14 protein-coding genes and 1 pseudogene are annotated in these 18,273 nt (G+C 71.5%); 6 read left to right on the top strand and 9 right to left on the bottom strand.

Translation table 11 applies throughout. The features are described from left to right. Nucleotides 1-115: 115 nt before the first annotated feature. Nucleotides 116-1,435, top strand: coding sequence for an anaerobic C4-dicarboxylate transporter family protein (locus tag DRB06_RS03255; protein WP_073327373.1), 1,320 nt, complete (start codon nt 116-118; stop codon nt 1,433-1,435). Between the two features lie 113 nt (nt 1,436-1,548). Beyond that, nucleotides 1,549-2,607, top strand: coding sequence for a LacI family DNA-binding transcriptional regulator (locus DRB06_RS03260; protein ID WP_220092961.1), 1,059 nt, complete (start codon nt 1,549-1,551; stop codon nt 2,605-2,607). Nucleotides 2,608-2,692: 85 nt separating this feature from the next. Here the strand turns inward: DRB06_RS03260 and DRB06_RS03265 are convergent, their stop codons facing one another. From DRB06_RS03265 to DRB06_RS03295, 7 genes are all read right to left on the bottom strand, one after another. Further along, nucleotides 2,693-3,181, bottom strand: a complete 489-nt coding sequence (locus tag DRB06_RS03265; RefSeq protein WP_111819129.1) for a glycosyltransferase — start codon at nt 3,179-3,181, stop codon at nt 2,693-2,695. Next, a complete protein-coding gene (locus DRB06_RS03270; protein ID WP_111819130.1) occupies nt 3,178-3,564 on the bottom strand; it encodes a peptidase T4 in 387 nt (128 codons plus the stop codon). Before DRB06_RS03270 ends, DRB06_RS03265 begins: the two co-directional genes overlap by 4 nt. A 131-nt stretch (nt 3,565-3,695) precedes the next feature. Continuing rightward, nucleotides 3,696-4,097, bottom strand: coding sequence for a TadE/TadG family type IV pilus assembly protein (locus tag DRB06_RS03275; protein WP_108966365.1), 402 nt, complete (start codon nt 4,095-4,097; stop codon nt 3,696-3,698). A gap of 85 nt (nt 4,098-4,182) precedes the next feature. Beyond that, nucleotides 4,183-4,380 carry a hypothetical protein gene (locus tag DRB06_RS03280; RefSeq protein WP_073327381.1) on the bottom strand — a complete coding sequence of 66 codons (198 nt, stop codon included), beginning with the start codon at nt 4,378-4,380 and terminating at the stop codon, nt 4,183-4,185. A 110-nt stretch (nt 4,381-4,490) separates the two neighbouring features. Then, a complete protein-coding gene (locus DRB06_RS03285; RefSeq protein ID WP_108966362.1) occupies nt 4,491-5,420 on the bottom strand; it encodes a type II secretion system F family protein in 930 nt (309 codons plus the stop codon). Further along, a complete protein-coding gene (locus DRB06_RS03290; RefSeq protein ID WP_111819131.1) occupies nt 5,417-6,268 on the bottom strand; it encodes a type II secretion system F family protein in 852 nt (283 codons plus the stop codon). Before DRB06_RS03290 ends, DRB06_RS03285 begins: the two co-directional genes overlap by 4 nt. Next, nucleotides 6,268-7,572 carry a CpaF family protein gene (locus DRB06_RS03295; protein WP_111819132.1) on the bottom strand — a complete coding sequence of 435 codons (1,305 nt, stop codon included), beginning with the start codon at nt 7,570-7,572 and terminating at the stop codon, nt 6,268-6,270. The genes DRB06_RS03290 and DRB06_RS03295 overlap by 1 nt, the downstream gene beginning before the upstream one ends. A 275-nt stretch (nt 7,573-7,847) precedes the next feature. Between DRB06_RS03295 and DRB06_RS03300 the strand changes: the two genes are divergently transcribed. After that, nucleotides 7,848-9,050, top strand: coding sequence for a phosphotransferase (locus tag DRB06_RS03300; protein ID WP_111819133.1), 1,203 nt, complete (start codon nt 7,848-7,850; stop codon nt 9,048-9,050). On the opposite strand, the gene DRB06_RS03305 is transcribed toward DRB06_RS03300, so the two are convergent. Then, entirely contained in the window at nt 9,044-12,499 is a 3,456-nt protein-coding gene (locus DRB06_RS03305) for an ATP-dependent DNA helicase (RefSeq protein ID WP_111819134.1), read from the bottom strand. The genes DRB06_RS03300 and DRB06_RS03305 overlap by 7 nt on opposite strands. Continuing rightward, nucleotides 12,496-16,134 (bottom strand): UrvD/REP family ATP-dependent DNA helicase, encoded by a 3,639-nt coding sequence (locus DRB06_RS03310; protein WP_111819135.1) that lies wholly within the window; start codon nt 16,132-16,134, stop codon nt 12,496-12,498. Before DRB06_RS03310 ends, DRB06_RS03305 begins: the two co-directional genes overlap by 4 nt. Before the next feature lie 294 nt (nt 16,135-16,428). Here DRB06_RS03310 and DRB06_RS03315 point away from each other — a divergent pair, with 294 nt between their 5' ends. The 3 genes and pseudogenes from DRB06_RS03315 to DRB06_RS16505 form a co-directional block, all read left to right on the top strand. Continuing rightward, a complete protein-coding gene (locus DRB06_RS03315) occupies nt 16,429-16,644 on the top strand; it encodes a DUF3107 domain-containing protein (protein WP_108966353.1) in 216 nt (71 codons plus the stop codon). 551 nt (nt 16,645-17,195) lie between these two features. Continuing rightward, nucleotides 17,196-17,801: a DUF6318 family protein gene (locus DRB06_RS03320; protein ID WP_111819136.1), complete on the top strand. Its 606-nt coding sequence runs from the start codon at nt 17,196-17,198 to the stop codon at nt 17,799-17,801. Nucleotides 17,802-18,024: 223 nt separating this feature from the next. Continuing rightward, a pseudogene (locus tag DRB06_RS16505) lies at nt 18,025-18,273 on the top strand (hypothetical protein); the annotation flags it as partial.

Genomic DNA, 18,273 nt, shown 5'->3' on the forward strand with positions numbered 1-18,273 from the left:
GCCACGCCCCGCGGCCGCCCCACACCAAGTGTGTCCCATCACGATCGGTGCCGATGGTGATCACGCCCCGTGCCGCGTTCCTCCCCCCCACCCACCGCCCACAATGGAGTAGGCCGTGATCCTTCTGCAGTTCCTCGTCTTCGTTGCCTTCATCATCATCGGCGCCAGAATCGGCGGCATCGGCATTGCCTTCGCCGGCGGAGCCGGCGTGGTGGTCCTCGGCCTGCTCGGTGCCACCCCCGGCGACCTGCCCATGCAGGTGATCGTGTTCATCATGGTGGTGATCTATGCGGCCTCGGCCATGCAGGTGGCCGGCGGGCTCGACTACCTGGTCAATCTCACCGACCGGCTGTTGCGTGCCCACCCCAAGTACCTCGCCCTGCTGGCGCCCCTGGTTACCTACCTGCTCACCTTCGCCGCCTCCACCGGACAGGTGTCCTTCGCGACCATGCCGGTGATCGTGGAGGTCGCCAAGGAGAACAACATCCGCCCCACCCGCCCGCTGGCGGTCGGCGTGGCCGGATCGCTGCTTGGCATCACCGCCTCCCCGATCTCCGCCGCCGTGGTGTTCCTCTCTGGCCAACTTGAGGAGACGAATTCCGGGTGGACCTTCATCGACCTGATTCTGGTGTCGATCCCCGCCACCTTCCTAGGCACGATGACTACCGCACTGGTATTCATGTTCTGGGACAAGGCGCGCGGGACGGACCGACTCGATGTCGTGCCGGAGTATCGGCGCCGCCTCGCCGCTGGCGAGATCACCCCGCCTAAGCACGAGGTCCGCGAACTGCGCCCGGGCGCCAAGCTGTCGGTGCTGATCTTCCTGATCGCCCTGGTTGTGGTGCTCGCCTACTCCATTGCCATCTCCGAGAAGGTGGGCCTGATCTCCGAGCCCGTTATGGACGCCGGACAGTGCCGTATCTCCGTCATGCTTGCAGCCGCCGGGGCGATCATCGTGGCCTGCCGCGCAGATCCGAAGGCGATACCGGGCTCGTCAATCTTCCGCACCGGTATGAACGCCTGCGCCTGTATCCTCGGTGTCGCTTGGCTGGGTACCACCTTTATGACCGCCAACCAGGAGTGGATCCAAGCCCACCTGGGTGACGCGCTCGCCGGCAAGCCCTGGCTGTTCGCCATCCTGGTGGTAGTTGCCTCCTCATTGCTGTACTCGCAGGCCGCCTCCACGCGGGCGCTGTTCCCCACCGCGCTGGCGATCGGTGTGGCTCCGGCGACCGTGGTCGCCTGCTTCCCGGCGACCTCATCCCTGTTCATCCTGCCCACCTATCCGACGCTGTTGGCGGCGGTGGACCTCGATGACACCGGCTCGACGCGGCTCGGCACACACTTCTTCGACCACCCCTTCCTAGTCCCGGGCCTCATGGCGACGGGGCTGAGCGTGCTCTACGGTTTCGCACTGGCCGCCGTCGTCGTTTGATCACGAGTAGCCCTGTCCGAGACGGACCCGCGACGTCCTTGGGCGCCGCGGGTCCGTCTCCTCGTCTGCGAGTCGCGCAGCTACGATGCGATCAGCCGACCAGGAGGCACACCGTGAAGACCGTCACCCTTAAGGACGTCGCCGCAGCAGCTGGCGTGTCCATCTCTACGGCCTCCCGCATCCTGGACGAACGACTTCCGACCTCACGCTCCGCCTCCGCCAAGCGAGTGAGGGAAGCGGCCGAACGGCTCGGATACCGGCGCGACGCCGCAGCCTCCGCACTGCGACGCGGCGACACCGGCACCGTCGGGGTGCTGGTGCCGCGACTGTCCGACACCGTGATGGCGCTGCTGTTCGAGGCGATCTTCTCAGCGGCGGCCGCTCGGGGATTGTTCGCACTCGTATCCGTGTGCGGCGACGACTCCGCCGCCGAGGCCCACGCCGTGGACTCGCTACTGGCCCGGCGCGTCGACGGCCTCGTACTCGCCACCGCTCGGCTTGATGATCCTCTGCCCAGTTCCCTGCGTGAACGCGGTGTGCCGCATGTGCTCGCACTGCGCACCGACGACATTTCACCCTCCTCCGTATGCGACGACGAGCTCGGCGGGTATCTCGCAACCCGCCACCTGCTCGACCTCGGGCACACCAAAGTCGCAGTGCTTCCCGGGCCCGACTTCGCCTCCACCGCCAGGCAGCGCTTGGCCGGCTACCGCCGCGCCATGGCGGAGGCAGATGTGCCGGTCCCTGAGGCGTACGTCCGCCACTGCGGCTTCGGCTTCACAGACGGCAGCGCGGCGGCGACAGCCGTGCTCAGCGAGGCGCCGGGAATCACCGCCGTCTTCGCCGCCAATGACTCCCTCGCCATGGGGACGCTGTCCGCGGCCAAGACGTTGGGACGCTCCGTCCCGAAGGACTTGAGCGTCGTCGGCTATAACGACACCCCGCTGGCCGGCCAACTGACCGTGCCACTGACGACGGTGCGTGTGCCTTTCGACCTGATCGCCGCCGGGGCACTCGATCTGCTCGCCGCGCAGACCAGTGGCGATTCACAAGTGGTTAACCGCGTCGCCACCCCGACCCTGATCCCCCGTAGCTCCTCCACCTCTCTCGCCCGCCGAAGAATGTCCAAATCCGGCAGGAACGTCGGGCGCGCGCTCTCTGGCCGCCCATAAAACGGCTTGATTCCAACGATCCGGAAACGGCTCTTGGCCGCTTCGGACCCGTTTATGCCGAATCCGGACATTCGGCCCCGCGCCTTCACATGTTGGTGGTGGCCCGGGCGGTGCCGGTGGCGGTGATCGTGAAGCCCGCTGCGGGGATTACGCCCCAGGGCAGGAAGGGCGGTTGGGAATGCGCGGTCAGGGTGACGACGGCGGTGGCACCGTCGGGACTGGCGGCCTCGGTGATCTGCACCCCGGTCAGCTCGACCGGTTGTCCGGCCAGGTCGGCGGCGGCCGCGGCCCGCACGCCCGCGGCCGACAGCGTGCCGGGGCCGGCCGTTGTGGAGTCTCCGGCGAAGTAGGAGGCGTCGTCGATCGCATCCGCAGCGGCGGCCGCGGCCGAGTCCGCCAGCGAGGTGAGGGTCTTCAGGTCCAGGTAGACGGCGCTGGCGGAGGCGAGTGCCAGAATCAGTGCGGCGACGACGGCGACCAGCCCGACGCCCAGCAGCAGGGTCTGCCCGTCCTCCGCGGCGGCCGTCCGGCGCACCCGGGCGGCGGCGGCCCGGCAGCGCTCCCGCGAGATCATGGTGCGCCTCCCTTGCTGACGGCAAGGGTGACGGCGCGCTCGGCATCCACGACGACGACGTCCCGCCCCACCCCGGCCGACGCGAGCACCGGCAGGTCCACGCCCGCCTGTACGCGTACCACCGCCCCGGTGCAGGCGGCGTCCGCGCAGCCCACGCTCAGGGCGGTGGCGGGGTCGGCGTCAACGCCCTGGTCGGACAGGGCCAGGCTCACGGCCACACGCGCGTGAGCCACGGCGGACTCCCCCGGCTCGACCTCCAGGATGCGGCTGGCGGCGTCGGCGGCGGAGGCCACGGCGAAGGAGGCGGCCTGCACTTGGGCGAGGGCGACGAGCAGGTACACCACGGGCACCACCAGCACCACCGTCCACCCGATGAACTCCACCGCGGCGTTGCCGGCCTCCGACTCGCCGCCCCATCCGGCCCGGCGGAGACGCGGACCGGGGACCCGGCGACCAGACCAACGCCTCCCCGACGGCTCGACCGGCGTGTGCGGTCGGCTTTGCGCGCGCCGGTTCACGGTTCGTCTCCGTCCACGCCCACGAGGACGGCCTCGTCGACGGCGTGCCCGGTGACGTGCAGCGTCCCGCCGGGGCCGAGCAGGCCCAACACCGGCAGTGGGGCGGTCACGTCCACGCGTACCACCGTCACGCCGTCGACCCGGGTGCGGGTGACGTTCACGGCGTCGACGTAGCCGTCGGCGAGTGCCGCGTCGGCCAGGGCGCGCACGCGCGCATCCGCCTCGGCGGTGGTGCCGCCGACCAGCGCGGCGCGGCGGGCGCCCTCCCCGGCGGCGTCGGTGAGCAGGTTGCGCACGTGCAGGCCGAGGGCGAGCTGGAGCAGCGCCACCGACACGGCGACGACGAGCACGCCGACGAGCACGAAGTCGACTACGGCCGAGCCGCGCTCGGTGGCCATGCGGCGGGCCGCCGGCCGGTGCCGGCCGCCGGGCCCGCCCGCTTCACCGCGCCCGACGTGCCCGCGGGCGCACCGGCCCGGCCGTTCAGATGGCACCGGAGACCTTGGCGATGGCGTCGTTGAACACCTGGATCAGGGCCGGGCCGGCCACCGCCCACAGGGCGACGACCAGCCCCGCGGTCATGAGGGTGACCAGCACCCAGCCGGGGACGTCACCGCGCTCGTCGTCCAAGTGGTGGAGCCGGGTTTGCAGGCGAATACTGAGGCGCTTGAGAGTTTGCATGGGATTCTCCGTTTCCGTGGAGGGGTGGTGGATATGGGTCTGGCGGTGGGGAGGTTTCGGGCGGCCCGGGGTCCCGCGGGCGCGCGGCGCGACCGGCGCGGGGAGTCGGCTCATAGGCCGATCCGCAGCACAAACAGGCCCGGGAAGAGGGCGAAGACAACGGTGATGGGCAGGATCAGGAAGACGACGGGCACCATCTGGGCGATCTCGCGGCGCCCGCCCTCCTCCATCAGGGCGCGTCGGGAGGCCTCGCGGGCGTCGGCGGCCTGGGCGCGCAGCACGTCCGCCAGCGGGGTGCCGCGCTCAAGGGCGACGGCGATCGCCTCCGACAGGCGGGTGACCTGCAGGGAACCGACCCGCTGCTCCAGGTGGGCCAGGGCGGTGGACAGTACGGTGCCCGAACGAACGTCGGCGAGGGTGACTTCCAGTTCCTCCACGAGTTCGCCGTGGCCCACGCGCGCGACCCGCTCGATGGCCGCGATGGGGCCCTGCCCGGCCCCGACCACGAGCGCAAGCAGTTCGACGACGTCGGGCAGTTGCGCCTCAATGCGCTCGCAGCGCCGGGTCACGGTGCGGGTGAGCCACCAGTCGCGGGCGGCCGCCCCGCCGACGCCGGCCAGCAGCGCCAGCACGATCAGCAGCGGCACGTTGACCCGCCAGAGGAGCGACAGCGCCAGTCCGCTCCCGGCGGCGACGGCGAGCCCGGCCACCGCCCACAGCAGTTGTTGGGTGCGCAGTTCCTCATAGGTCAGGCCGGTCCCGGAGCGGGCCAGGCGCCGACGCACCGAGTCGGCCGAGGAGCCGATCGCCTCCAGCAGGCCGCCCAGGCGGGTGACCGTACCCAGCAGCACGGCGCTGACGGTCTGCCCGTCCGCGGCCGGCGCGCCGACCAGTAGCCGCGAGGCGGCCGAGCGGGGGTGCACGTATGGCTCCAGGCGGGAGGCGAGGGTGGGGCGGTGGCGCCGCACGGCCTGGATGACGGCGAGGATGCCGCAGGCGGCGAGCAGCCCGGCCAGGGCGCCGGCGAGGCCGGGACTCATCGCAGCACCCGATCTTCCTCGGGCAGGCGCCCGAGCCGCAGCATGAGCCGGTAGGCGATCACGGTCACCACCCCGCCGACGGCGAGCATGAGGGCGCCAGTGGCGGTGGCGTAGGCGGCGGCCGCCTGGGGGCGGGTGGACAGCAGTGCCAGCACGATCCACGGCGCGGCCACCGCCACCCGCGCCCCGTTGACGGTCCAGGACTGGCGGGCCTCCAACTCGCCGCGGGTGCGCAGGTCCTCCCGCAGCATCCGCGACAACGAACGCAGCAGGGTGGTCAGGTCGTTGCCGCCGACCTCGTACGCCAGCCGCAGGGCCTCCACGATGCGGTCGGCCACCGGGTCGGCGAAGCGGGCCTTGAGCCGGTCCAGGGACTGGTCGAAGCGGGCGGTGGTGGCGTAGTCGACGCCGAAGGCGCGCAGCTCCTCCCGGATCGGTTCGGGTCCGCGCTCACCGAGGTTGGCCAGTGCCTCGGGCAGGCTCATGCCGGCGCGCACGCCCGACACCAGCGTGTCGACGGCCTCCGGCCAGACCTCGCGCAGGTTGGTGCGGCGGGTGCGGGCTCGGGAGGAGACCACCAGCAACGGTGCGCCGGCGGCGATCGCACCGAAGGCCACCGCAATCGGCCAGGCGCGGGAGACTCCCAGGAAGACCAGTGCGACCACGAGTCCGAGCCCGAGACTGCCGGTGACGAACAGGGCGGGACTGGTGCGGCCGACGCCGGCCTGCACGAGCAGGTCCGCCAGGTGCCGTTGGCGGGCCGAACGCCACTGGGGCGGCTCGCTGGTCAGGGCGAGCCAGATCAGGATGATGCCGCTGCCGCCCAGCAGCCCGGCTACGGCGCCCATCAGGACCACTCCCCCGCGGCCCCCGCCGTCCCGGTACGCCCGCCGGCCCCGGCGCGCAGGCCCGGATGGGACCCCACTGCGTCACCGGTGAGCAGGGCGGCCAGGTCGTGGCCGGAGCGGGCATAGCGTTCGGCGGCGCGCGGCAGCCCCGGGCCACGCACCAGCCGGCCGGCGTCGTCGCGGTGGAAGACGTCGGACATCTCGATGGTGCCGTTCTCCACCCGCCCGGACAGGGCGGCGATCTCCCGCACCTGGCGGTGGCCGTCGGCGCCCAGGTCCAGGTGGACCACCAGGTCGACGGCGCCGGCCACCGTGGGGACCACGAACCCTGCGGAGACATTCTCTCCCGCCAGCAGCGGCAGCGTGCAGATCTTGACGATCGCCTCCCGGGCGGAGTTGGCATGCAATGTCGACATAGACGGCATGCCGGAGTTCATGGCGATCAGCAGGTCCAGGGCCTCCGCCTCGCGCACCTCGCCGATCAGCAGCCGGTCCGGACGCATGCGCAGCGCCTCCTTGACCAGGCGCCGCAGGTTGATCTCGCCGGTCCCCTCCAGGTTGGCGGCGCGGGTCTGCATGGCCACGCAGTCCCGATTGCGCAGCGCCAGCTCGAAGACCTCCTCGCACGTGATCACCCGCTGCCCGGCGGGGATGGCGCCGGCCAGGGCCCGCACCATGGTGGTCTTGCCGGCCTGGGTGGCGCCGGAGACGAGGATGTTCAACCCGGCCTGCACGGAGGCGTCCAGGAAGGCGGCGGCGTGCGCGGTCAGCGACCCCATCCGCACCAGGTCGCTGGTGCGCGCGGCCCGCGAGGTGTGCTTGCGGATGTTGACCGCCCAGTGGTGGGAGGTGATGGGTGGGATGACCACGTGCAGGCGTTCGCCGCCGGGCAGTTGGGCATCCACGAAGGGGCTGGCCAGGTCCAGACGGCGCCCGGAGGCGCGCAGCATCCGCTCCACCAGGACGCGCAACTCCTCATCCTCCAGCAGGGTGGTGGTCAGTTCGGGACGGCCGGCGCGGGCGATGAACACGCGGCCGGGGGCGTTGCACCAGATCTCCTCCACCGTGTCGTCGTCCAGGTAGCGCTGCAGTGGGCCTAGGCCGGCCAACGCGTCGACGGCGCGAGCGCCGGCGTCGTCGGGGTCGGGCAGGGGCGGGACCAGGCCGGCGTCGGCGCGGGCGAGGTAGTCGGCGCTGGCCTCGGCGACGAGGGCCTCCAGGCCGGGGGCGTCCGTGAGCGGGTCGACGCCGCGGCGGCGGACGAGTTCGCGGATTTCGGAGTGCAGCAGGGCTGCGGCATCCATGGCGGGCCTAACGGTTGATGGTTGCTTGGGCGCTGGCGAGGCGCTCGCCAGCGGGTGTCTTGCGTGGCGCTGACTCGGCGTTGAGCAGTGCCACGCCGCGACCATAGGTCACAACTGCGCATCGACGCCACTCCGTCTCAGCGGCCTGTGGAAAACTCCGGCCGCCGACGCGGGGGCATCAACGGTGACGGCCGCCTGGCAGTCGTCTGAATGGCGGGTGACCGCCGGGGCGCGGCGCCACCCCGTCCGGCGGGTTCCTCGCTTACGGTGGAGTCATGTCACAGCCGCCCGCCGGACCGTCCACCCCCGCTTCCGCCTCCGAGTCGCCTCGCACCGCCACGTCGGGTGGGTCCGCCCCCGACGCGGAGTCCGCCCGCGAGCGCTCGCCGCTGGCCCTGGCGGCCCTGGCCGCGGTAGCCGTGCCCGGACTGGACCCCGCGCGCCTGGCCCTGCCTCAGGAGCGCTCCGCCGACCTGCGGGTGGTCGGCGTCGTCGACACCCAGGGCCGCCACTGGGAGGTGCTGGAGACCCGCGCGGACGCAACCGGCGCGACCCTGGAGGCGGAGGCCGAGGTACTGCGACGCATCGGGAGGATCGTCGACGACGGCCGACTGTCCTTCGACGTGCCCCGCCCCGCCGGCACGCTGCGGCTGGAAGGCAGTTACATTCAGGTGCGCTCCCACCTGGAGGGGCGGCCCATTGACATCGATTCGCTGCGCCCGGGGCCGGGGCTGTCCGCGGGGCTGGGCAAGGCGCTGGGCGAGTTGCACGACCTGCCCACCACGGTGGTATCCGAGGCGGGCCTGCCCGTCTACGACGCCGACGACGTGCGCACCCGTTGGTTGAACCTGCTCGACGACGCCGCCGGGACCGGCAAGGTGCCGCCGTCGCTGCTGGCCCGATGGGAGGTGGCGCTGGAGGACACGGCCCTGTGGCGCTTCCGGCCGGTGGTGGTGCATGGGGACCTGGCGCCGGAGAACGTACTGACGGCGGGCGGCGCGGTGGTGGCCGTGCGCGGGCTGGGCCAGGCGCATGTGGGCGACCCGGCCGAGGACATGGCGTGGGTGTACGCCTCCGTGCCCGTGGACTGCCTGGACTCGATCGAGTCCGCCTACGACTTGGCGCGCACCGAGGGCGTCGACCGGCACCTGCGCGACCGGGCGGAGCTGGTCAGTGAACTGAGCCTGGCCGAGTGGCTCAGGCACGGGGTGCGCACCGGCAGCGACTCGATCATTGACGACGCCGTGGCAATGCTGACGGACCTGGCCGACCAGGTCGGGGATGAGCCGCTGGTGGAGCAGACCGGCCCGCGCCTGGCGCCCGTGCCCGGGGTCAAGGAGCCGGCCGAGCCGGAGGCCACCACCAGCGAGGTCAAGATGGTGCTGGTCGAGGAGGACGCCGACGAAGACGCCGACTACGAGGGCGTCGACGACGGTACCGATGCAGAAGCCGATGGGGACGGCTCAGACGCTCATTGAGCCTGCCGGTCCACGCTGCGCCGAATCTCCTCCAGCGAGAGGAAGGCCTCCTCGCCCAGTTCGTCGACTTCTCCGCCGTCCGCGACGTAGACGTAGGCGGCGCGGATCTGGTCGGTGGGGATCTGCTTCTTCGCGGCCCAGGCGTGCACGTACACGCTGAGCTGGTCCACCGGCACGCGTTGGTGGCCGGTCTTCCAGTCGACCACCAGGAAATGGTTGCTGCCGGGGCGCTGGAAGATGGCGTCGATGCGGCAGCGCAGGGTGGTGTCGCCGAGGGTGAGTTCAAGGGAATCCTCAGTGGTCACCAGCTCGTAGCCGTCTAGCAGCGGATGCTCGGCGGCGACCTTGAGCCAGCGCTCCACACGCTTGCGGTCGGAGTCGGCGAGCGTGTCCGGGACGCCGGCGTCTTGCAGGCTGAACAAAGTGCCGCGGCTGTTCAGGCGCTGGGCGATGGCGTCGTGGAAGACGGTGCCCAGGCGCCCGGCGGGTTGAGGCTGGGACGGCAGGGGACGGCGCAGGTCGAGTGCGAAGCCGTCTCGATCGTCGCGCAGGTCGGCCAGCCGGGTGGCGGCCAGGTGGGCGGGCTGGCGGACCGTGGGGGCTTCGGCCGCGGCGGCGTCGCGCTCGGCCAGCAGTAGCCGGGCGTCCTCCCACCAGCGGGCCACGCGCCCGTCGGCGGCACCCTCCCCCGTGGGATGCCCGCCGCGGAGGGCCTCGCCCGCGGAGGCTGTGGTGGGGGCCGCCATGGCGCGGCCGACGGCCTCGGCGACGGCGATGCGCGCGGCCCGCTCCGAACCAGGGGCGGCCGGGTGCGTAACCGGCCAGGACGCCTGCGCGACCCCGACGGGGTTGACGGCGTCCTTAGGCGCGTCGATGAAGCCGGGGCCGAACTCGGCAAGCAGCCCCGCCTGCTGCAGCTCGGTCAGGAACCGGGAGGCAGGTTTGAGCGTGTCGCCGGTCTTGACCAGGTGCGAACCGGTCAGCAGCACGTCATGCCGGGCCCGCGTGACGGCCACGTAGGTGATACGACGCTCCTCGGCAACCAGGTGACGCCCGAGCGCGAGCCGGTACTGCTCCCTGAGTTCCTTGATCTCGCTCTTCTCATCGTTGCTGAGCTTCACGCCCTCCCCCAGGGGAACACCAATGTCACCAAGTTCGAAGGGCGGTAGCTGGTCGGCGTCGGAGCGCAGCGGGTAGGGGAACTCCCGCTTGGAGGTCATCCACCCATTCGCACGCACTCTCTTGTCCGCGGGAACATGCTTGGCCCGGTATGAGGGGAACGAGGTCTCGGTCAGTCCGATAACGGCCACATGGTCCCATTCCAGTCCCTTGGCGCCGTGGACGGTCATGATCTGCACGGCGCCGGGTTCGGGCTCGACCTCGGGCGCTTCCAGTCCCCGCTCCTCCGACTCCGCGTAATCGAGCAGCTCCAGGAACCCGGAGACGGTGGGAACTTCGACGTCGGCGGCGTATTGCTCGGCGGCGGCCCGGAAGGCGTCCAGGCCGCGCCGCCCCATGCGGTTGCCGACGCGGGCCGCCAGTTCAACGTCCAGCCCCAGGGCCTGCTCGGCCACGGACACCAGGTCCGGCAGTGACAGCGCGAGCGCGCCCCGTACGCGACGCAGCGCCCGGGCGATCCGCACGGCCGCCTGGCGTCCCGCCTCGCTGAGGCCCGCGACCGCCGGGCTCACCGTCGGCCTGCCCGGTCTCCCGGCACGCCGGGCACCGGGGGCGCGGGCGGCGTCGTCGCGGCGGGCGAGTTCCTCGAGCGCCTCGGACAGGGCGGCCTCCTCTAGCTCCGTTGAGCCGCCTCCACCGCTTGCAGATTCAGCTCCCTCGGCGCGTGTGTCCCCGGCTCGTGCCACGCCGCCGCCTGACCGCGCGTCCGCACCGGCGCCGTCGGCCCGGCCGCGCTGGCGCGCGAGTTCGCGAGCGAAGCCCTGCAGGGCCCGCAGGTCGGCGGCGCCGATGTCGGCTCCCGTAAGCAGGCGCATGAGTCGGTCGCCGCGTTCGGGATCGGCGGCCACGGCCAGCAGGGCCCGCATGTCCGCCACTTCGGGGATGGAGAGCATGCCGCCCGACACCGCCACCTCGTAGGGCACTCCACGGGCTTCAAGCGCCTCGGCCACCGGCACCATCTGGCTGCGGGCGCGGCACAGGACGGCCAACTCGGCGTCGGGGCGCCAGCGCTCCTGCATGAAGTCGGCGACGGCGTCGGCCTCCTGCGGTGGGTCCGTGAGAAAAGCGGCGAGCACCTGCCCGGCGCCCAGGCCACCGGCGGCCGAACGCTCCTGCAATTCGCGGACCGGGACGTGTCTGACCAGGGCATCACCGGGCTGATAATCGGGGTTGCGCAGCGGCTTGGAGACGACGTTGGCGGCGGCGAGGACCGCGGAGTCGTTGCGCCAGGCGGTGGACAGCTGCAGCACCGGCGTCTCGACTTCGGGGTTGCCGCCGCCGGCGACGGCCTGCACGCCGGAGGGGTTGAAGCGGTCGTGGAAGGTGTCCAGCGCGCCGGCGCTGGCACCGCGCCAGCCGTAGATGGCCTGGTTCGGGTCGCCGACGGCGGTGACGCCCTGGCCCGCGAACAGGGCGGCCAGCAGCTGCACCTGGGCGACGGAGGTGTCCTGGAACTCGTCCAGCAGCACCGCCGGGTACTGCGCGCGCATGGCCGCCACGGCGTCGGGCACCTCTTTGGCGATGCGGCAGGCCAGCGCTAGCCGGTCGCCGAAGTCGACCAGCCCGTGCCGGCGCTTGTAGTCGCGGAAGTCCTTTACGGCGTCGAGCGCGCCCAGCCAGGCCTCCGTGGCGTCGGTCGTGCCTTTGAATGCCGTCTTCAGCCCTTTCGTGCCAATTAGGCCGGAAAACAACTCGTGCAGATCTGTCAGCTGCTCGCGGGCGTCCTCAATGCTGAGCAGATTCGTGGACAGGGCGTTGTCCGCGTCAAGCACGGTCTTGACAGCCGTGGAGAGCTTGTCGATGGGCAGCGGGTCGGTGCGCCGCTCGAGAATGTCGGTGACGATCTGCCACTTGCGCGCCTCGGTGATCAGGGTGGCGTCCGGGTCGGTGCCGACGTACAGGCCGTATTCGCGCACGAGCGAGCCGGCGAAGGAGTCGTAGGTGGCCACCGTCGGCTCGGGCGAGTCGTCGACGCCGGTGATGACGCCGCTCTCGGCCAGCTGGGCAAGACGGACGGAGACGCGCTCGGCCAACTCGGCGGTGGCCTTGCGGGTGAAGGTCAGTCCTAGCACCTGGTCGGTGCGGACGACACCGGTGGCGACCAGGTGGACGACGCGCTGGCTCATGGTGGCGGTCTTGCCGCTGCCGGCGCCGGCGACCACCAGCAGGGGCCGCAGATCGTAGCCGATTACCTCGGACTGCTCCGCGGTGGGGCGGGGCAGTCCGAGCCGCTCGGCGAGGGCTTCCGGGGTGAGGTCGGCGGCGCTCATGCCACGGTCTTCCTTCCTTCGGGGTTGACGGGGCAGGAGGTCCTGAAGGCGCACAGTTCGCAGGCATCCCCGCTACGCGCGGGCAGAGTCGGGCCCGAGATATCCAGTGCGGCACGCGCGAGCAGCTCCAAGTCCCACTCCTGCCCGGTGTCAGGGTCAGGGCTGGGGTCAAGCACAACGCCACTGGGCACCAGATACGGAGTGGCCGTCGTCTTCCGGGGTTCTTCCGCCAGGAATGCCAAAGCCGAACCGTCTACCCGGTAACCAAGAGCGGCCAGCGCCATGCGGTAGGTGGCTAGCTGCGCGTTGCGGGCCGAACTCTTCTGTGTAGGCGCGGTTCTGCCGGTCTTGAAGTCGATGACGCGCACGCGCTGCCCCTGCCCGGCGGGGAGCACACCGTCCGCGGATGAGTCGGGCGGGGTGCCGTCGAGGAACTCCAGGCGGTCGATGCGTCCACGTATGCGCACCGGTATCCGCTCGCCTGCGGTCGCGGGCCCACCGCCCGTGGGCTCACCGCCGTCGGCCGGGAACCCGGCACCGGCCGCGCGCCCGCCGTCGGCGCGCGCCACGGGCTCGCCACCCCCAGCAGCGATGTTTTCCTCATCGCCGTCCTCGGGAACGGGCAGATCCAGGTGGACGTCCACCGTCTGCTCCACCAGAGCGGGGGCGGGGGCCGAGCCGAGGTAGGCGTTGAGCCGGTCGATCATGTCACGCACGCGCTGCCGCGCGAGGTTACCGAGCCAGGTGTCCGGGTAGCCCAACTCCGGCAGCGCGTCCTCCAAGGCCTGGCGCAGCGCCTCGCCGCGCAGTCCCTCCCGTTCTGCGCGCTCAGCCAGGTCGTGCACGAGCATGCCGATCCTCTGGGCATCGCTGGTGCCGGTACCGCCGCCGTTGCGCTGGAGGAACCATTTCAGCGGGCATTGGCTGATCGCGTCCACGTCGGAGGGGCTGATGCGGACCTCTTGGCCCGCGCCGACCAGGGGGGCGGTGGAGGTCGGCTGCCCCAGGCCGGCCCAGTTGGCGGGGTCGGCGGCGCTGACGCCGTCGCGGGCGAGCGCCGCCAGCAGCTGTTCGGCCTGCCGGCCGCGGGCGCGAGCACCGGCGTCGGCCCGCTCCAGGCGGCCGGCTACAGCTGCGGCGCGCAGTTCCCCCACGAGGCCCGGCAGGGTCAGGTCGGCAACATCCGGCCGGGGCTCGAGCTCGCCGTCGTCGTTGAAGAGCGTCTGCCCGGTCGCCTCGGCGACCTCGAGCAGGAAGGAGGAGGGTGCGCAGTCTCCGTCCAGCGTCGCGGTGACGATCAGGCGGCGGCCGGCGCGGGAGATGGCGGACAGGAACATGCGCCGCTCGTCACCGCGGACCTGGCTGCGGGCCTCGGTCGGGTCCTGGTCGGCCGACCGTCTACCATCAGCCTCCGGCAGGCGGCCGGTGACGGCGTCGACCAGCAGGCCGGAGCGGGTCAATCCGTCGCGCAGCCGCAGGTCGGGCCACGCGTCCCGCTCCACCCCGGCGACGACGACCACCTCCCACTGGGCTCCGGCCGCGGCGGCGGGGGTCAGGACGGCGACGCCGGGCGGGCGGATGCCCTGCGGGGCCACCGTGTCCGAGGGCAGTACCTCCGCCGCGAGCTCGTTCAAGAAGTCGCCTGCCGCAGCACCGGGGTGGCGCTCGGCCCACACCTCGGCGCGTTTGAACAGCACGGTAACCACGTCCAGGTCATGTTCGGCCGCCTCGGCCGTGAGCGCGGCGGCGCGCGTGGCATGCGGCGCCAGCGCCATGGCGCGCCACGCCTCCGCACAGTCCGAGGCCCGCCAGGCCGCCCACATGAGCGCCTCGGCGTCGATCAGGCGTTGCTCTACCCGGGCGGCCTCGACCACGTCCCGCAGGGCCGCGACGACGCGCGCCGCACGTTCCAGCCGCATGGCCTGCTCGGCGAGGGGCTCGTCGGCAAGCTCGCGGACCAGGGCGGTGGCGGCCGCGGGGGTGGCCAGGACGCCGAGCAGGTTCTCATCCCGGCCGGCATCGGCGGGGCGGTCGGCGCGCAAGCGACGACGCAGCCGGCGCAGGTCCAGGTTGGTCAGCCCGATCAGGGGGCTGGTGAGCAGGTCGAAAGCAGTGGCCCACTCGGGCGGGGTGTCGGCGTCTCCGAGGGTTCCGGCCAGTGCGGCACGACAGGCGTTGATGATGGCGGCCGCGGCCGGCTCGGCGCGCAGCAGCACGGCCGGGGTGGTGGAGGCCAGAGGTACGCCGTGATGACGTAGTTCGCGGCTGACCGCGCGGGCGGTGCCCGCGGAGCGGACGATCACGGCCATCTGGTCCCACGCGGTGTTGTGGTGGACGTGCTCGCTGCGCAGGATGCGGGCGATCTGGGCGGTCTGCTGGAGCGGGCCGGAGGCGATGAGGGTCTCAACGCCACTGGGAGGAGACGGCTGACGCTCGGTGCCGACCGCACTCCCCTCATCCGGTGCGCCTCCGCATCCCGCTTCGTCATCTTCGTCTCCCCCACGGTTCGCCTGTGGGGCAGCGGGAGCAGCGGCGGAGCGGTCGGCGAATGCGTCGGCGGCAGCCGTACCGTTCGCGTACTCGGGGTGTCGGTGAGTGGCGGTGCCGGTGATGGGGATGCGGTCGGCCTGCGCGGCCCAGACCCGGGCCAGCTCGGGTGTACCGCGGTGGACCGTACGCAGCATGAGGCGCTCGGCGGCGAGCCCGGAGCGGTCCTCGGCGGCATTGAGCAGGCTGGGGTTGCCGCCGCGGAAGACCTCGACGGCGGCGTCTGGATCCCCCAGGGCGACGATCTGGGTGCGGTGGCCATCGGCGTCGGGCTCGGAGAGCGCTACCAGGAGGCGGGCAGTGGCGGCGGTGCAGTCCTGGTAGTCGTCGACGATGACGACGTCCGGGACCGGGCGCGGGACGCGCACGCCGTCGGCGTCCCAGGTGTCCAGGACCTCGCGGGCGCGGTCCTGCAAGCGGGCCGAGTCCATCTTGCGGACGGTGGAGCGGTTGGCGGCGCTGGGGCGGCCCTGCGCGTCCCAGGTGCGCAGCAGTGGGGCGGCGTGCCGCCAGATGGGGACGTTGAGCTCGGCACCGAGGTCGGCGAGTTGCTCGGCGGTGACGCCGAGTTCACCGGCACGGGCCAGCAGGTTGCGCAGCTCGGTGCGGAAGGCACGCGACTCGACGGCCTCGGCGGGCAGGTCCCCCCAGTCGGCGCCCGGCACCAGCCCGGCCAGCGCGGCGTCCTCCTCCGCCCCGGCAAGCAGGACCGGGGCGGGCAGCGGGTCGGGACGCTGGGTGAACGAGGTCGTCAGGATCGTCAGGGCCAGGCCGACGGGTGTGCGTACCCGGACCGTGCCGGAGGAGGCGCCGGCGAGGCTGAGCAGGTGGGAGGCGCGCTCACGCAGGCGGTCGGCGCGGGCGCGCGTGGGGGCTAGCAGGAGGGCCTCCTTGTGGCGGTCGGTCACTGCCTCGACCAGCAGGCGCAGGGCGGTGGTGGTCTTGCCGGTGCCCGGGGCGCCCAGGACGACGAGGTTCGCGCCGTCTGTGGCACGGGCGAGCACCCGGGCGGCGGAGGCGTCCGGCTCGGGCAGCGGGGGCAGCGCGAGCGGGGGTAGGAGGCGGGGGACGCCGGTGGGGCTGGTCATGTGCCCATCTCACCACGGGGGTCCGACATGAATGGAACGCCCTTAACGTCGTCTGAGTATCGGTCTTCGCGCGACGGTCTTGGACGTGTCGTGGTGGCCCCTTAGCCCCGTCCCGGTCGCGGACTTAGACGCGCGACGGTGGCTTGCTGTCCGCGCGGCGCGAAACGGCCCGGATTGTGGTGGGCCGGGCAAGCCTTTGCGACAGCAAGGCCCATAGGATCGGGCCAGACACCCCATCGCGGGCCGTTGCCTTTACAGGTTTTGCGACCCGAGTCCTGGACACAAGGAGTACCCATGCAGGTCACCATCGGAATCAAGCACTCGACTCGCGAACTCCAGCTGGAGACCTCTGCCTCCCAAGAGGAGGTCCTCGCGGCCGTGGCTGACGCCGCCACCTCCGCAGTCACCCTGACCGATGACAAGGGTCGCAAGGTGTTCGTCCCGGCGGGTTCGCTCGCCTACATCGAGATCGGCGAGGCCTCTCCCCGCCGCGTCGGCTTCGGGATCTGACTCAAGCCTTAAGTAAGTGTAAGCGCGGCGCCGCGTCGGCTTCGGCGCCTGATTCAAGCCTCTGTGTCGGCGCTCGTCCATGGAGACGGGCGCCGGCCTTTGTGTACGGGCAGGCGGGCGGCGGTCGGGCGCGCCGCCCGCGCCGACTGGCGGGAGGCATGTCCCGGGGGCTCCAGTCGGCGTTTTTCGACCTTGGGGTGCGTTTTACGACCCCGGGGTGGTCGTGGAATGTACCCCAAGGTCGTAAAACGTCACTAGGGCCGGTCGGCACAGCCAGCCCGACCCGCGGGCTCCGCCGACCGCCCCGGCCCTGGGGTTATCCACAGGAGCCACGGACCGGGTGGCGACAACGGTGAGGGTCACGGTACGGTTGCGCAGCGTCGGCACGCCGCCGACACCCCACCCGGGCCCTCAACGAGGAGGCCACCCCCAACATGCCCACACACCCCAGCACTCCGCGACGTCACCAGGCTCAGCCCAACCCAAGTCACCCCCAGGCCCGTGCCGCCGCACACTCACACACCCCGGCACCAGCGCACCGAGCAGCTCACGTGCGCCGAGCCGCCGCATTGGCCACCTGCCTCGCCCTACTGGGTGCAGGCTGCGCAAACGCCACTAACCGCACCACCTACACCCCCACCTGGACCCCACCCGCCACCGCCAGCGCTAGCGCCACGCCCACACTCTCGCCCGAGGACGCCGCCTCCCGGGCCACCGCCCTGGCCATGGAACCACCCGCCCCCTACACCCCGGAGTTCACCCCCGAAGGCGCAGCCACCGCAGCCACATACTTCCTCAACCTCTACCCCTACGTCTATGCCACCGGCGACCTGGACGCCTGGCAAAACATGAGCGACGACAACTGCGAATTCTGCAACAGCGTAATCAACAACGTCACCGAGCTACACGACGCAGGCGGCTGGACCGACCCGTGGGGGCAGGAGATCACACCCCTGGAGTGGTGGGATGACGACGCGGACCCCAACCGTAACGTCGTTCGGATTCAAACTAGCTTTACTGGGCATGCGTCGCATTCAGGCGACGGAATAGAGTCCGCGCAGACCAACGCAGCAGACGAAATCCTTCTGATCCAGATGTATTGGACAGGTTCAACATGGAGCGTAGAAATCGTTGACATCGAGGATGCAGATGATTGAATTGCGATTCCACACTCCCACGTTCCGCACCATTACGGCAATCGCCCTCACACTAAGTTCTGCGACAGCGGCAAGCGCTGCCGCCGCTACACCACCATCCAGTGATTACCGCGCTGAATCGCGCGGTAGTTCTGTGGTGGTGACTGGCAGCACGTCTCGCCAGGTTCTCTCGTTCGCCCCGGGTGGGCCGGCCGCAGCGAACACAGCCGGCAGTAGCGGGGTCGTGTACGACGAGGCTGCGGTGCGCAAGGCACAGGAACGCTACCGGCAATGCTTCCAGTCGCTAGCGGTCGACGCAATGGCCGTCGGAAGCCACAACAGATCCATCTCGGAATGCCTCGCCGACACCCCCACCACCAACACCCCCACCACAACCGGCACCATCACAACCATCACCATCACCGCCACCGACGTGTCCACCCTCCTAGCCGACGGGTCCGGTATCACCCGCCAACCCCCAGGCCCGGAAGTA

Origin of the sequence: Actinomyces sp. Z5 (assembly GCF_003287795.1) — a bacterium.
GTDB classification, from domain to species: domain Bacteria; phylum Actinomycetota; class Actinomycetes; order Actinomycetales; family Actinomycetaceae; genus Actinomyces; species Actinomyces glycerinitolerans.

Bases quoted from the DNA above. Each gene is read 5' to 3' on its own strand.
- DRB06_RS03310 (WP_111819135.1), bottom strand. From the start codon at position 16,134: ATGACCAGCCCCACCGGCGTCCCCCGCCTCCTACCCCCGCTCGCGCTG.
- DRB06_RS03305 (WP_111819134.1), bottom strand. From the start codon at position 12,499: ATGAGCGCCGCCGACCTCACCCCGGAAGCCCTCGCCGAGCGGCTCGGA.
- DRB06_RS03300 (WP_111819133.1), top strand. From the start codon at position 7,848: ATGTCACAGCCGCCCGCCGGACCGTCCACCCCCGCTTCCGCCTCCGAG.
- DRB06_RS03265 (WP_111819129.1), bottom strand. From the start codon at position 3,181: ATGATCTCGCGGGAGCGCTGCCGGGCCGCCGCCGCCCGGGTGCGCCGG.
- DRB06_RS03290 (WP_111819131.1), bottom strand. From the start codon at position 6,268: ATGGGCGCCGTAGCCGGGCTGCTGGGCGGCAGCGGCATCATCCTGATC.
- DRB06_RS03315 (WP_108966353.1), top strand. From the start codon at position 16,429: ATGCAGGTCACCATCGGAATCAAGCACTCGACTCGCGAACTCCAGCTG.
- DRB06_RS03275 (WP_108966365.1), bottom strand. From the start codon at position 4,097: ATGGCCACCGAGCGCGGCTCGGCCGTAGTCGACTTCGTGCTCGTCGGC.
- DRB06_RS03285 (WP_108966362.1), bottom strand. From the start codon at position 5,420: ATGAGTCCCGGCCTCGCCGGCGCCCTGGCCGGGCTGCTCGCCGCCTGC.
- DRB06_RS03280 (WP_073327381.1), bottom strand. From the start codon at position 4,380: ATGCAAACTCTCAAGCGCCTCAGTATTCGCCTGCAAACCCGGCTCCAC.
- DRB06_RS03295 (WP_111819132.1), bottom strand. From the start codon at position 7,572: ATGGATGCCGCAGCCCTGCTGCACTCCGAAATCCGCGAACTCGTCCGC.